Annotated in this window: 14 protein-coding genes; 11 read left to right on the forward strand and 3 right to left on the reverse strand. The window is 57.4% G+C overall.

Going from position 1 to position 14,383, the window contains the following annotated elements:
- Window positions 1-184: 184 nt before the first annotated feature.
- A complete protein-coding gene (gene folD / locus R6X40_RS15260) occupies window positions 185-1,084 on the forward strand; it encodes a bifunctional methylenetetrahydrofolate dehydrogenase/methenyltetrahydrofolate cyclohydrolase FolD (protein WP_318414627.1) in 900 nt (299 codons plus the stop codon).
- Between the two features lie 15 nt (window positions 1,085-1,099).
- Here the strand turns inward: folD and R6X40_RS15265 are convergent, their stop codons facing one another.
- A complete protein-coding gene (locus tag R6X40_RS15265; RefSeq protein WP_318414628.1) occupies window positions 1,100-2,131 on the reverse strand; it encodes a substrate-binding domain-containing protein in 1,032 nt (343 codons plus the stop codon).
- 296 nt (window positions 2,132-2,427) lie between these two features.
- Here R6X40_RS15265 and R6X40_RS15270 point away from each other — a divergent pair, with 296 nt between their 5' ends.
- The 10 genes from R6X40_RS15270 (at window position 2,428) to R6X40_RS15315 (ending at window position 13,656) form a co-directional block, all read left to right on the forward strand.
- Window positions 2,428-3,786 (forward strand): ABC transporter substrate-binding protein, encoded by a 1,359-nt coding sequence (locus R6X40_RS15270; RefSeq protein WP_318414629.1) that lies wholly within the window; start codon window positions 2,428-2,430, stop codon window positions 3,784-3,786.
- Between the two features lie 305 nt (window positions 3,787-4,091).
- Window positions 4,092-5,102, forward strand: coding sequence for a sugar ABC transporter permease (locus R6X40_RS15275; RefSeq protein WP_318414630.1), 1,011 nt, complete (start codon window positions 4,092-4,094; stop codon window positions 5,100-5,102).
- A gap of 1 nt (window position 5,103) precedes the next feature.
- Window positions 5,104-6,249: a carbohydrate ABC transporter permease gene (locus R6X40_RS15280; protein WP_318414631.1), complete on the forward strand. Its 1,146-nt coding sequence runs from the start codon at window positions 5,104-5,106 to the stop codon at window positions 6,247-6,249.
- 34 nt (window positions 6,250-6,283) lie between these two features.
- The gene (locus R6X40_RS15285) at window positions 6,284-7,942 is read left to right on the forward strand and encodes an alpha-glucosidase (RefSeq protein ID WP_318414632.1); all 1,659 of its coding nucleotides are present in this window, start codon (window positions 6,284-6,286) and stop codon (window positions 7,940-7,942) included.
- Between the two features lie 64 nt (window positions 7,943-8,006).
- Window positions 8,007-9,095, forward strand: a complete 1,089-nt coding sequence (locus R6X40_RS15290) for a sn-glycerol-3-phosphate ABC transporter ATP-binding protein UgpC (protein WP_318414633.1) — start codon at window positions 8,007-8,009, stop codon at window positions 9,093-9,095.
- A gap of 142 nt (window positions 9,096-9,237) precedes the next feature.
- Window positions 9,238-9,648, forward strand: a complete 411-nt coding sequence (locus R6X40_RS15295; RefSeq protein ID WP_412178386.1) for a hypothetical protein — start codon at window positions 9,238-9,240, stop codon at window positions 9,646-9,648.
- 94 nt (window positions 9,649-9,742) lie between these two features.
- Window positions 9,743-10,108, forward strand: a complete 366-nt coding sequence (locus tag R6X40_RS15300; RefSeq protein ID WP_318414634.1) for a GFA family protein — start codon at window positions 9,743-9,745, stop codon at window positions 10,106-10,108.
- A gap of 926 nt (window positions 10,109-11,034) precedes the next feature.
- Window positions 11,035-12,315 (forward strand): virulence-associated E family protein, encoded by a 1,281-nt coding sequence (locus R6X40_RS15305; RefSeq protein WP_318414635.1) that lies wholly within the window; start codon window positions 11,035-11,037, stop codon window positions 12,313-12,315.
- A gap of 238 nt (window positions 12,316-12,553) precedes the next feature.
- Window positions 12,554-13,261, forward strand: a complete 708-nt coding sequence (locus tag R6X40_RS15310) for a hypothetical protein (RefSeq protein WP_318414636.1) — start codon at window positions 12,554-12,556, stop codon at window positions 13,259-13,261.
- Window positions 13,216-13,656: a hypothetical protein gene (locus R6X40_RS15315; RefSeq protein WP_318414637.1), complete on the forward strand. Its 441-nt coding sequence runs from the start codon at window positions 13,216-13,218 to the stop codon at window positions 13,654-13,656. Before R6X40_RS15310 ends, R6X40_RS15315 begins: the two co-directional genes overlap by 46 nt.
- 33 nt (window positions 13,657-13,689) lie before the next feature.
- Here R6X40_RS15315 and R6X40_RS15320 read toward each other — a convergent pair whose 3' ends face one another.
- Both R6X40_RS15320 and R6X40_RS15325 read right to left on the reverse strand, forming a co-directional pair.
- Window positions 13,690-13,983, reverse strand: a complete 294-nt coding sequence (locus R6X40_RS15320; RefSeq protein WP_318414638.1) for a hypothetical protein — start codon at window positions 13,981-13,983, stop codon at window positions 13,690-13,692.
- A gap of 96 nt (window positions 13,984-14,079) precedes the next feature.
- Entirely contained in the window at window positions 14,080-14,289 is a 210-nt protein-coding gene (locus R6X40_RS15325) for a hypothetical protein (protein ID WP_318414639.1), read from the reverse strand.
- Window positions 14,290-14,383: the final 94 nt, after the last annotated feature.

Here is a 14,383-nt window from a genome sequence, read left to right on the forward strand (position 1 = left end):
GATGATCTTCCTGCCACATCCCTCAGCAATGATGGAAAATGCTGTTATGCCAGTTGTCGCGCCGCGCCTTTCGCGGATGTGCCTTGAATTTATTCGATCGGAACAGCATAGGACGCATTGAGGCCACCGCTATTTTTTGCTGAAACTACAATGAACACAACAAACGAGAATCTGGGAGAACACCGTGACGACCGTGATTGATGGCAGAGAAGTTGCAGCGTCGGTGATCGATGCCGTGAAGACCGCATCGCAGGCATTGACCGAACAAACCGGTGTCAAGACCGGTCTGGCCGTCGTCATCGTCGGAAACGATCCGGCAAGCCATGCCTATGTCTCGTCGAAGAGCAAGATGGCCAAGGAATGCGGCTTCACTTCGGTCCAGCATACGCTGCCGGAGGAAACGACGCAGGAAGAACTGGCGGCCCTGGTTCAGACCCTCAACAAGGATGAAACGCTTCACGGCATTCTCGTGCAGCTACCGCTGCCGAAACACTTCAATTCCGATGCGATTATTCAGTCCATCCTGCCGGAAAAGGACGTCGATGGCTTGCACGTCGTCAACGCCGGCAAGCTGGCGACCGGCGATCTCGATGGCGGCCTTGTGTCCTGCACACCGGCCGGTGCCATGGTCTTCGTCAAGCGCACACATGGGGCCGATCTTTCCGGATTAAACGCCGTCGTCATCGGCCGGTCCAACCTGTTTGGCAAGCCGATGGCACAATTGCTGCTCGCAGCCAACGCAACGGTGACCATCGCCCATTCGCGCACCAAAGATTTGGCCGCCGTTTGCCGCAATGCCGATATTCTGGTTGCCGCCGTCGGCCGTCCGGAAATGGTCAAGGCTGATTGGGTAAAACCCGGCGCAACGGTGATCGATGTCGGTATCAACCGCATTGCAGCGCCCGAAAAGGGCGAGGGCAAGTCCCGGCTGGTCGGTGATGTCGCTTTCGATGAATGCGCCAAAGTCGCAGCCGTCATCACGCCGGTGCCCGGCGGCGTCGGTCCGATGACCATTGCCATGCTGATGGCCAACACGGTGATCGCCGCGTCTCGCAAGGCCGGCAAGGTCGCGCCAAAGTTCTGATTTAAGCGGAACGTGCTACGATTTCGGAGCAGGGCCTGTCGAGGCCCTGACGATCAACTCTGTGCGCCAGAGTTCCTGTTCCGGGTATTCTCCGGTCTTGAGGATCCGCGAAATCAGCCGGGTGGCAATGCGTGAACCTGCGGCCCGCAGCGATGAGCGGGTCGTTGTCAGCGGCACGCTGAAATTTTCCGGCTTCAACATCGGCAACACATCATCATGGGCAATCAGCGAAATATCCTGCCCCATCTGTAGACTTGCCCGGTTGATCGCTCTGACCGCGCCGAGAGCGATCACGGTACTGGAACAGAGAACGGCAGTCGGTGGTTGATCCCGCTCGAGGAACTGCTGCATGGCGCGGTGGCCGTATTCGTCGGTCATCAGTGAATTCTGCACCAGGCCTTCATCGAAATGCAGCCCGTTTTCCTCGAGCGCACGCCGCATCCCCTTCATGCGGCGAATGGAGAAGGTGAGGTTGCCCGGCCCGTTGATCAGCGCGATCCGTTTGTGTCCCAGCTGGATGAGCAGGCGCGTTGCATCATAAAAGGCGCCGGTATTGTCGATATCCAGAAACGGATAGTCAGCCGGTTGGTCGATTGCCCGGCCATGAACGACGAACGGGATCGACAGGGATTTCAGCATGGCGATGCGCGGATCATTGGCACGCACATAGGCCAGGAACAGTGCATCGACATTGCCGCTGGCAGCCAGCCGCTTGAATGTGGTCTCCTCGTCCTCGGGTGCGCTCGGGTTGATGACGAAATGGAAATCGTGCCGGACGGATTCTTCTCCGAGCCCGGCGAGGAACTCACCGAAATGCACATCGGAATCGATGCCCTGTGCGATCGGCATGACCAGCCCGATCGATCCGGCCCGGCCCGTCGCTAGCCTCTGAGCGGCGCGGTTCGGCCGGTAGCCGGTTTCGCGCACCGCGTTCAAGACCCGCTGGCGTGTTTCGGCGTTGACCTCGGGATAGCCGTTGAGCGCTCGGCTGACTGTCGTTTGCGACAGGCTCAACATCTCCGCCAGCTGCTTCAAATTCACGTTCATGGCAAGCGCACACTCCCAAAGCGCTTTGATTTATATTCTATTTTTGCTTTCCATCTCCACGCGCGACGGATTTTGTATCATCGGGTTTGCTCATCAACCACAAAAATCGGCTTCATTGCATCGCAAAACTACGCTGCACTGCACGAAGAGTGCCTTCATTCGCCCTTTACGGGAAAGCTCTTGACTTGATGCCTGTCGCAATGGTTTGTTAGCAAACTCAAAGCGCTTTGAATTTAGGCGGCGCTGCGGTGTTCGCCCGGCATCAATGGGTCGGGTCTTTCTTGGGAGGAAATGACGTGAAGAGAACATTCTTGTTGGGAGTGGCGGCGCTTGCGCTTGTGGCGGGTGCCACGCATGCAGCCGAACTGAAATTCAAGCCGGGCGAAGATTCCAAGTTCAACTGGGCAAGCTTCGAAGAGTTCAAGAAGAGCCATGACCTGAAGGGTCAGACGCTGACGATCTTCGGTCCCTGGCGCGGCGAAGACGAAGCGCTGGCCGAATCCATGCTCGACTATTTCCGCGATGCGACCGGCGTCGAGGTGAAATATTCGTCGTCCGAAAATTACGAGCAGCAGATCGTCATCGATACCCAGGCCGGCAGCCCGCCGGATGTCGCCATCCTGCCGCAGCCGGGTCTGATCGCCGACCTCGCCTCGAAGGGCTACCTGACGCCGCTCGGCGACGAAACCCAGAAGTGGCTGCTCGACAATTACGCCGCTGGCCAGTCCTGGGTCGATCTGTCGACCTATGCGGGCAAGGACGGCAAGAAGGCTCTCTACGCATTCCCCTACAAGATCGACGTGAAGTCGCTGGTCTGGTACGTGCCGGAAAACTTCGAGGATTCGGGCTATGAAGTTCCGAAGACCATGGAAGAACTGAAGGCGCTCACCGAAAAGATCGTTGCTGATGGCGGCACGCCATGGTGCATTGGTCTCGGTTCCGGCGGTGCGACCGGCTGGCCGGCAACCGACTGGGTCGAAGACATGATGCTGCGCACGCAGTCGGCCGAGACCTATGACAAGTGGGTCACCAACGCGATCCCGTTCAACGACCCGGCTGTTGTCGGCGCGATTGATGAATTCGGCTGGTTTGCCAAGAACGACAAGAACGTCGATGGCGGCGCTGCAGCCGTTGCTTCTGCCGACTTCCGCGACAGCCCGAAGGGCCTGTTTGCCTCGCCGCCGAAGTGCTACCTGCACCATCAGGCGTCGTTCATCCCGTCCTTCTTCCCGGAAGGCACCAAGGTTGGCGAAGATGCCGACTTCTTCTACATGCCGCCTTACGCAAGCAAGCCCGAGCTCGGTAATCCGGTTCTCGGTGCCGGCACGCTGGCGATGATCACCAAGGACACGCCGGCGGCTCGCGCCTTCATCGAGTTCCTGGAAACGCCGATCGCGCATGAAGTCTGGATGGCCCAGACCAGCTTCCTGACACCGCTGAAGAGCGTCAACAAGGATGCCTATGCCAATGGCCCGATGAAGAAGCAGGGCGAGATCCTGCTCAACGCAACGACCTTCCGATTTGACGGTTCCGACCTGATGCCCGGCAAGATTGGTGCCGGCGCATTCTGGACCGGCATGGTCGATTATGTCGGCGGCAAGTCGGCCAAGGACGTTGCAGACGGCATCCAGAAGGCCTGGGACTCGATCAAGTAAAGATCGCTCAACACTCGAAAGACGGCTCCGGGTGAAAAATTCCGGAGCCGCCCTTAAAGAAACTGCGAGGCTGGAACGCCGTCTGCCAAACCGCCCGGAAGGGGAGTGAGGCGGAACGGTTTGGGGAAGGCTGACACAAAGAAGTCCCTTTGAATGAACACACCCCTGCCGGCTGCAACTTAAGCTTGGGCAGGGCAGGTGGTGTGATCGTTTCGGCCGCGTTTAATCCCGGCACATCGGGAACCACGCACCAAGGGGCGGGCAGGCCGTTTGTCCGGCCTTACATTCCTGGGGAGGAAGTTGCCATGCAGCAGTTGCTATTCGCCATCGTCATCATGGCCGCCGGGGTTCTTGGCTGCGCCGCCTATTTCTTCGGTACGAACTGGATTCTCGACAAGTTGTTTCCGTCGAAGGGTCTGACGGGTGCCGTCGCCTCGCGCAATCTGCGTATCACCAATGCCATCCGGCCATGGCTTTTCCTCGGTCCGGCGCTGTTGTCGCTGACCATTTACCTGATCTACCCGGTGATTGCCTCGGTCTGGCTCAGCCTGCATGACAGGGCGGGCGAGAATTTCGTCGGTTTGAACAATTTCATCTGGATGTTCAACGACGGTGAATTCCGCCAGTCGATCTACAACAATTTCCTCTGGCTGCTCGTCGTGCCCGCTGCCGCCACGTTCTTCGGCTTGATCATCGCGGCGCTGACCGACCGGATCTGGTGGGGCAATATCGCCAAGACGCTGATCTTCATGCCGATGGCGATCTCCTTTGTCGGTGCGTCCGTCATCTGGAAATTCATTTACGATTACCGCGCCGAAGGCACCGCGCAGATCGGTCTGTTGAATGCCATCGTCGTCTATTTCGGCGGCACGCCAGAGGCCTGGGTAACGCTGCCGTTCTGGAACAATTTCTTCCTGATGGTCATCCTGATCTGGATCCAGACCGGTTTTGCCATGGTGATCCTGTCTGCCGCCCTGCGTGGTATCCCGGAAGAAACGATCGAGGCCGCCGTTATCGATGGCGCCAACGGGTTGCAGATTTTCTTCAAGATCATGATCCCGCAGATGTGGGGCACGATCGCCGTCGTCTGGACCACCATCACCATTCTGGTGCTCAAGGTCTTCGACATTGTCCTCGCTATGACCAACGGGCAGTGGCAAAGCCAGGTTCTCGCCAATCTGATGTTCGACTGGATGTTCCGAGGTGGCGGTGACTTCGGCCGCGGTGCCGCGATCGCCGTCGTCATCATGGTGCTGGTGATCCCGATCATGATCTGGAATATCCGCAACGCTACCAAGGAAATGGAGGGCCACTGAGATGATTGCTTCTTCCCGCTCGCCCCTCATCTGGGTCGTCCACATTTCCGTCATTCTGCTTGTCACCCTATGGACCCTGCCGACCGCCGGCCTTCTGATCTCGTCGCTGCGCGACAAGGACCAGCTGGCTGTTTCCGGCTGGTGGACGGCACTCTCCACGTCGTCGCAGAACCTGACCGGCCGTGCAGCGTCGCCTGACGCGCAGGTCGAACGTGACGGCAAGTTCGTCATCGCCGGCAATCTGCTGGAGGGCGGCGATGCCAAGGTTTCGGCCTTTGGTTTCCGGCCGCTGCAACCCACAGCATTCGAGGCCGGCACGCTCGCCGATATCGGCGACGGCCAGACACTCACCGTCAAGGACGATGGCAGCTACGAGATCGTCTCGCCGACCCGCATGGAAGGCTCCCGCGGTCAGCGCATCTTCTATACCGCAGCCATCCCGCCGCGGTTTACCTTCGACAACTACCGCGAAGTCATGCGGGCCGCTGGCATCGGTGCGTCCTTCATCAATTCGCTGACTGTCGCCATCCCGGCAACGGTCATCCCGATCCTGGTCGCAGCTTTTGCCGCCTATGCATTGGCCTGGATGAAGTTTCCCGGCCGGGCAATCCTGATCGCAGTTGTTGTCGGCCTTCTGGTCGTCCCCTTGCAGATGTCGCTGATCCCGCTGTTGAAACTCTATAATGGCGTCGGTGCATTTCTCGGTGTTTCCGCCAAGACCTATGTCGGCATCTGGCTGGCTCATATGGGCTTTGGCCTGCCGCTCGCCATTTATCTGTTGCGCAACTACATGGCCGGCTTGCCGCGTGAAATCCTGGAATCTGCCCGCGTCGATGGTGCCAGCGATTTCGACATCTTCATCAAGATCATCCTGCCTCTGTCGTTCCCGGCGCTTGCCTCCTTCTCGATCTTCCAGTTCCTCTGGACCTGGAACGATCTGCTGGTTGCCATGGTGTTCCTCGGAACCGGCAATGACGAACTGGTCCTCACCGGTCGTCTGGTCAACCTGCTCGGTTCGCGCGGTGGCAACTGGGAAATCCTGACGGCCTCGGCCTTCATCACCATCATTGTGCCCCTGATCGTCTTTCTCACTCTGCAGCGCTACCTCGTACGCGGCCTGCTGGCGGGATCGGTCAAGGGCGGTTGAGACTTCTTAAACTGAGACTTCTACAGGATTGATTATGAGCATGACCCAGACAAGTGGCTCCACATTGCAGGCCGATCGGGACTGGTGGCGCGGCGCGGTGATCTACCAGATCTATCCGCGCTCCTACCAGGACTCGAACGGCGACGGCATCGGCGACCTGAAGGGCATCACCGCCCGCCTGCCGCATGTCGCCTCGCTCGGCGTCGATGCGATCTGGATCTCGCCGTTCTTCACGTCACCGATGAAGGATTTCGGTTATGACGTGTCGAACTATACCGGCGTCGATCCGATCTTTGGCCTGCTTGCCGATTTTGATGCGCTGATTGCGGAGGCCCACCGCCTCGGTATCCGCGTGATGATCGATCTGGTGCTGTCGCATACATCCGACCAGCACCCGTGGTTCGTCGAGAGCCGCTCCAGCCGCTTCAATCCAAAGTCCGACTGGTATGTCTGGTCGGACTCCAAGCCGGACGGCACGCCGCCGAACAACTGGATGTCGATCTTCGGTGGTTCGGCCTGGCAGTGGGATCCAACGCGCCTGCAATATTATATGCACAACTTCCTGACCTCGCAGCCGGACCTCAACCTGCACAATCAGGAGGTTCAGGATGCTCTGCTGGCCGTCGAGCGTTTCTGGCTGGAACGTGGCGTCGATGGTTTCCGGCTGGACACCATCAACTTCTACTTCCACGATCTGGAACTGCGCGACAACCCGGCGCTGGCACCGGAGCGCCGCAACGCCAACACGGCGCCGGCAGTCAATCCGTATAACTATCAGGAACATCTCTACGACAAGAACCGGCCGGAAAACCTCGAGTTCCTCAAGCGCTTCCGTGCCGTCATGGACGAGTTCCCGGCGATCGCCGCCGTCGGCGAAGTCGGCGATAGTCAGATCGGTCTTGAAATTGCCGGGCAATACACGTCTGGCAACGACAAGATGCATATGTGCTACGCCTTCGAATTCCTGGCGCCCGATCCGCTGACGCCAGCAGGTGTCGCGCAGGTTCTGCATGATTTTGCAAAAGCAGCGCCGGAAGGTTGGGCCTGCTGGGCGTTTTCCAATCATGACGTGGTGCGCCATGTCAGCCGCTGGGGGCAGGGCATTGCCGATCACGATGCCTATGCGAAGTTCCTCGCCAGCCTGCTGATGACGCTACGCGGCTCCGTCTGCATCTATCAGGGCGAAGAGCTTGGCCTGACTGAAGCCGATCTCGCGTTTGAAGATCTGCAGGACCCCTACGGCATCCAGTTTTGGCCGGATTTCAAGGGCCGCGACGGTTGCCGTACGCCGATGGTCTGGGACAAGAACGCCGTCAATGGTGGTTTTGGTGAGGGCAAGCCATGGCTGCCGGTGCCCAAGGAGCATCTCGGCCGCGCCGTTTCCGAACAGCAGAACGATCCGGCTTCGGTGCTGAACCACTATCGCCGCTTCCTGGATTTCCGCAAACATCACCTGGCCTTTGCCAAGGGCGAGATCGAGTTTCGCGCCTACGAAGCGCCACTGCTCGGTTTTGAGCGGACATTCGGCAACGAGACGATCCTTTGCCTGTTCAACATGAGCGCAGAGCCGGTCACTGCCAAGCGGCCGATTGAGCGGCTCGACGTGCTCGAAGGTCACGGCTTCGGATCACAATTGACGGATGATGCAATCACATTACCGGCCTGGAGCGGCTTTTTCGCCCGGGTCGAATGAATGAGATCGAACCGGTTCGCACCAATGAGCCGGCCAAAAACGAGAGAATGAAGGGGAGGATGACATGGCAGGTTTGCAACTGAAGAATATCCGCAAGTCCTACGGCGCGGTGGATGTCATCCATGGCATCGATCTGGATATCAAGCAGGGCGAGTTCGTTGTCTTCGTCGGCCCGTCCGGCTGCGGAAAATCGACGTTGCTGCGGATGATCGCAGGTCTCGAGGAAATTTCCGGTGGCGAAATGTATATCGCCGAACGGCTGGTCAACGAGGTTCCGCCGTCGCAGCGCGGCATTGCCATGGTGTTCCAGTCCTATGCGCTCTATCCGCATATGACTGTGTATGACAACATGGCGTTCGGCATGCGCATCGCCAAGGAATCGAAGGAAGAGATCGACCGCCGTGTCCGCTCCGCCGCCGATATCCTGCAACTGACCGCATATCTTGACCGCCTGCCCAAGGCACTCTCCGGTGGTCAACGCCAGCGTGTCGCCATCGGCCGGGCGATCTGCCGCGATCCGAAGGTGTTCCTGTTCGACGAGCCGCTGTCGAACCTCGACGCCGCCCTGCGTGTCGCCACCCGCATCGAGATCGCCAAGCTGAACGAATCCATGCCGGATACGACGATGATCTACGTGACCCACGATCAGGTGGAGGCGATGACGCTCGCCGATCGCATCGTCGTGCTCTCGGCCGGTCATATCGAACAGGTGGGGCCGCCGCTCGAACTCTATGAGCGCCCTGCGAACCTTTTCGTCGCCCGGTTCATTGGCTCGCCGGCTATGAATATTATTCCAGCCAAGATCGTCGGTACAGGCGCAGAAACCTCGGTCGAGTTGCCAGGCGGGAAAAAGGACGTTCTCGACATTCCGACGGCGGCGACCGAAAACGGCAAGGCGGCAAGTTTCGGCGTCCGGCCGGAGGACCTGCGGGTTTCGACCGGCGAGAACTTCCTGTTCGAAGGCACGGTGGCCATCATCGAGGCCCTGGGCGAGGTGACACTGCTCTACATCGAAGGACTTGTTGCCAACGAGCCGATCATTGCCAAGGTGCCGGGCATCCTCGACATCAAGCGCGGCGAAAAGGTCCGCTTTACCGCCGATAAGGCAAAGCTGCATCTGTTCGATGCGAGCGGAAAAAGCTACCGCACGTAGAATCGGGTGATATCTTCAAGACCCGCTTGGGCTGTGGTTCCGGGCGGGTTTTTTATGTGTGTTGTGCCAGAATCGGTCATCGGCTTACGCTCTGTTAAATCTCCAGCGCTAATGTTTCAAAAAACAAAGTGCATGGAGCAGAATGATGCGGGGACAGGCATCCGATAGACCGACATATCTCAGCAAGGAAGAGTCCTTCATGTACGATCGGGAAGCCAATTTCCCGATGGAGGATACCCGCAACGATGCCCGGATCGAGTATACCGAAAATGGCATGCTCAACCTCACCTCCCGCCGCTGTGAACTCCTGAAAATCTCGAAAAGCAGCGCCGTTCTCGGTATTGCCACGCAGTTCAAGCTGCCGCAGAATTTCTATCTCGATGTTCCCAGTGCCCGCATCGGCATGGTCGGCTGCATCGTCAAGCGGGTGCACGCCAACAACATCATTGAAGCCCGGTTTTTGCGCCTGATGTCCGAGCGTGACCTCAACCGCATCTTCGTCTATTCGACGCATCCCAATCATCGGAACCGCGTTCTCGACATCTACAGCTGACCATTTTTGGGGCGGTTGATCGTCGCTCGCGCTTGACACCGCTCGCAAGAGGCGGATTGATAGGCGTCGAGTGACTGAAGCGAGACGATGACCGATGAAAAGACCCTATCGCCTTTCCTGTCATTGCGGCGATATCTGCTTTGAAATCGATGATGAGATTTCCGAGCTGGTCGAATGCAACTGCTCGACATGCCGCCGCTCGGGCTTCCTGCATTGGAAGGTTCCGGCCAGCAGCATAACGCTGGTCAACGAAAAGCGCCGTATCTCCACCTATGTCTGGCGCAGCATCACCGAAGGCCACCATTTCTGCGCGACATGTGGCGTTGCGCTGATGCGCAGCGGCTATCCCGGTGAAAAGGTGTCGGTCAACGCCCGCTGCATCGAAGGCATCGATATCTTCGAGCTGAACATCGAACGTTATGATGGCCGCACCGACATGCATCCGGGGCCGCTGCCGTAAGCATAGGATTTCAAAAGCGCGCCGCCTTGTGGTCGAGGGCTAGACTGCCGGGAAAGTCATTCTCTCACCGCCGGCAGGTCATTTGGGAATCATGCGATTGCCAAATCTTCCGTCATCTCTGTGCTTGTCACAGAGATTGTACATAGTTATTCGTCAATGAAATCAACGAATATAGACTGAAATTTGAATTTGGGGGAAGCCATGGGGGAAGCCGTGATCGCGCTAGGGATCGAGTCGGCGGCGGGGTAACGGCGACTTTGCGATCTCAGCCGCGAAGTTTCCGGCGCGTCGGATGGTTTTCTCGGAGACGCCGTATTCAGCCGCTAGCGTTTCGGATGTTTTGGGGTGGTCATTTTGACCACCCGAAAAATCGCGGTCACTCCGTCCACCGACCGCCCTTTTCACCCGGTTATAAACGCGGCCTAACACGAGGCGGAATGCGTCCGCTGTCAGATTGCGTCTTCATTATCAATCAAATCAACAATGAACGGCTTGCCATTCAATCGATCAATGCTCAAGCATCAATCGATAACAGTCGGCAAGTGTTGCCGCGCGTCCAGTTTTGCGACGGTTGACGCTGCCTGTACATCCGCCACGATGGCAAGGTGAGAACTGAAGCGCTCACAGCGGTTCATCTGGAAAATGGGCCGCACATTTGGAGCAATGAGCCGGGGTGGCATCCTGTTTCCATCCCGGCTTGAAATGCGATACACTGGGATCATACGGATCACGCGAAAACGCGGGCCTAGTTTCCAGACATGCTTTGTCCAAACCGAAAAATGGCCGGTGATCGCTCACCGGCCAGTTCTCAACCCGTTCTAACCGGGGAGCATTCCTGTGGCCTGTGACTAGCAGGCGGGACAGGAGGGTTACAAGTGTAGCCGCTTCCTTCGGTTTGACAAAGCTGTCTGAAGAGGAAGTCCGCCGTGGATGGCAAGATCGATAGCATCCAGCAAGTAGCCAAAAAATCCAAGCCGAAGAAGGCCAAGCGAGCGCGCAACGACTGGCGCGACAAGTGGCGGCTTGATCCAGAAAAGTTCGAGCCCTATCTCGACACGGCAAATGTCATCATCTCGCTTCAGGAAAATCCGCGTCTGATCGGGCGCTATGCCTATGATGAGATGCTGCGAACCGTCGTCATCGACGATGACGGCACCTTTCGCCGTTACAACGATACCGACACGCTCATCCTGCAAAACCGGTTGCAGCTGGCGGGGCTCGCCAAAATGTCCAAAGCCAATGTGCGTGATGGCGTCGAAAAGGTTGCCCGCGATTTTGCTTTCCATCCGGTTCGTGACTGGCTGGACAGTCTGAAGTGGGACGGCAAGCCGCGCGTCTTCAACTGGCTGCACTATTACCTTGGGGCCAAACATGGCCCGTACACATCCAAAGTCGGTGAAATGTTCCTGATCGGCATGGTGGCCCGTATCTACCAGCCCGGATGTAAGAACGACTACATGATGGTGCTGGAAGGCGAGCAAGGTATTTTCAAATCCAAAGCGTGCCAGGTTCTTGGCGGCGACTATTTCAGCGACAGCTTGCCGGACGTCACCAACGACAAGGAATGCAGCGTCCATCTCAGGGACAAATGGCTGATCGAAATTGCCGAACTGTCATCCCTGTCGAAGTCGGATAGTTCCGATCTCAAAGCTTTCATCACCCGCCAGCATGAGCAATATCGCCCGCCCTATGGCCGGGATGAAGTGCATGAGCCGCGCCAGTGCACTTTCGTCGGCACCACCAACGATGACACCTATCTCAGGGATGGAACCGGAGGCCGTCGCTTCTGGCCAATACAGTGCGGAACCACCTTCGATCTGATCGCGCTCGCCAAGGATCGCGATCAGCTTTTTGCCGAAGCCGTGCACCTTTACAGGAGCGGCGCTCACTGGTGGCCGGATCGGGCTTTTGAAGCCGAATTCATGAAGCCCGAACAGAGCGCGCGGCGCGTTGCGGACGCATGGGAAGTACCGATGGAAACCTTTCTCAAAGGCCGTCAGGAAACCACCGTCTATGAGATCGCCAAGTTCGGGCTGGATATCGATAAGCCAAAAATTGGAACTGCCGATCAGCGCCGGATATCGGCAATCCTGCAATTTTGGGGATGGAAACGTGGCAAGGTTAACAGCAACGGGAGACAGACTTTTGTCGCTCCAAATCACCAGAGCACTTTTGATCAGCCAGAGCACATTACAGAGCACTTGTGAAATGCTCTGTTCGTTTTATCAGGCAAAATCAATACCTTATGCTCCACCAGAGCACTCAGAGCATATTTATAATGAAGTACTATACGTGCGCGCCCGCCTATACACAGCCTATGTGAAAACGCGGAAAGTGCTCTTGTGCTCTGGCGGCCATTGATTTCATTGGTGTTTTTTCAAGGGCACTTTTGCGGGTGAGGCAAAATTCAGAGATTTGGCAGGGAAAAAACAGGGAGAAAAATGCATGGATATGAGCGGGGATTTTGTCGGTTACAACAGCGATATAAGAAATCGAATGAGCGGTTCTACGCTCGAAATATTTGACACTATCGTGTCGCGTCTCGCGGCGACTGCGTTCAAGATGCAGGGCGACGCGGCGTTCGAATATCCTCGCCGCGACGCCGCACTTCATGAAGCGGGACATGCAGTCTGGCACGCCGCCAACGGCATCAAGGTCAACGTCTGTAAAATCTGGCGCGTAAAAGATCAGGGCAAACGCGCATGGATCGGCGTCACCATGCAGGATGGCGGCATGGAACACGTCACACTGGACACTTCGGCTGATTCCGATCTCGCCGTCGCGCATAGCCAAGCTTCAGTTGGACATCGACGAACTGAAACAAGGACGCTGATCATGAACCGCACCACCATTGCAGCAATTCCGACAGAGACAGGCGGCATGCGCCACGACATCCCGGTTCATGCGGGCAAGCCGGGTGAGCCGCTGGTCGTTCTGGTGAACGCTGGCATCGCCATGATCATCAGTCAGGACGCGGACGGCCACAGGCCTACACCAACCTTGCCAAGAATGCCGTTTCCGGGTTTGTCAGCGATCTCAGGAATGGCGTTTCGGCGGCCGAAGCATTCAACAACATGCTCGGCCGGGTGGTCGATACGATCATCGACATGGCGATCCAGAGCATCTTCGCGAAGAACGCGCTTGGCGGGGTGATCTCAGGCTTCTTTGGCGGCGCTGGTGTGGCGGGCGTCGGCGTTGGCGTCAAGCACCATGGCACCAAGACAGGCGGCTCGAACGCGGTCCGCAATGTGTCACCGGCCATCTTTGCCAACGCGCCACGGCTTCACAACGGTCTGCTACCGGGTGAATTCCCGGCGATCCTTCAGCGCGGCGAGACGGTCATTCCCAAAGGCACCGCGCGGGCTGGCAGGCTCGGCAATAACAGCGGCAACACCTATCTCGGCGATGTTCAGGTGGATGTCTCGACGGGAATGGTGACGGCCAGCAATGACGATGCTCGAACCCTTGGCAGGCGGATCGATACGGCTGTTCAGGCGGTTCTGGTGCGGGAAAGTCGGCCGGGTGGACTGTTGCGTCGGCCGAACTGAAAAAGGTGGAAACCAAAGTCTCCACCTTCATTTTCAAACGATCCGAGTACCTTCTTTCGTCATCACCATTGTGATCTGCTGACTGCTGTCAAAGTCGGTGGAGATGAACCGCGTAGGAAATTTTTCCGCGATTGTCCCCATCGTTGGCATCAATGGCGGATCGGTCGAATAATCGACTTGGCAAAACATCAACCCGCCTTCCGCATCGACAGCAACTATACGGATCGGGTTTTGGAAATTAGCTGCGACGCAACGATCAGCTAAACGACTAAGGGTGGCGTTACAAATTCCTTCGAAGGTGTCAGTGACGGTGAATTCTTCAGTCATGGTGTTCTCCTTTTGCCAAGGCAGAATACCGAATATACCCTGAAGGTAAATGGCTAAGTCATTGTTACATATAAGCAAACTTGCCGAATAGTGAACCTACTTCGCGATCTTGCCGTGAAGCTTTTCGATCTTGACGATCGATGCATAGGCGGGATCGCGGGCTTCACCTTGCGCCAGCCGCCACAGCGTGTTGCGGGACAGGTGGCATTGCTCGGCGATTTCATTGGTGGACAGGCCGGATTTCCTGAGATCGTGGATCATTCCGGCGATATGGCCGGGAACGGGAAAGTCCGGGACGCGCTTCATCTGCTGATGTCCACATTGCGCACCCAGTTGATCAACTTCAGGCGGCGGATCGGATTGGAAACCACGCTGTCGATGGTCGCGCTACTGTCGGCAA

This window comes from Rhizobium sp. PL01 (genome assembly GCF_033447125.1).
GTDB lineage: Bacteria > Pseudomonadota > Alphaproteobacteria > Rhizobiales > Rhizobiaceae > Pararhizobium.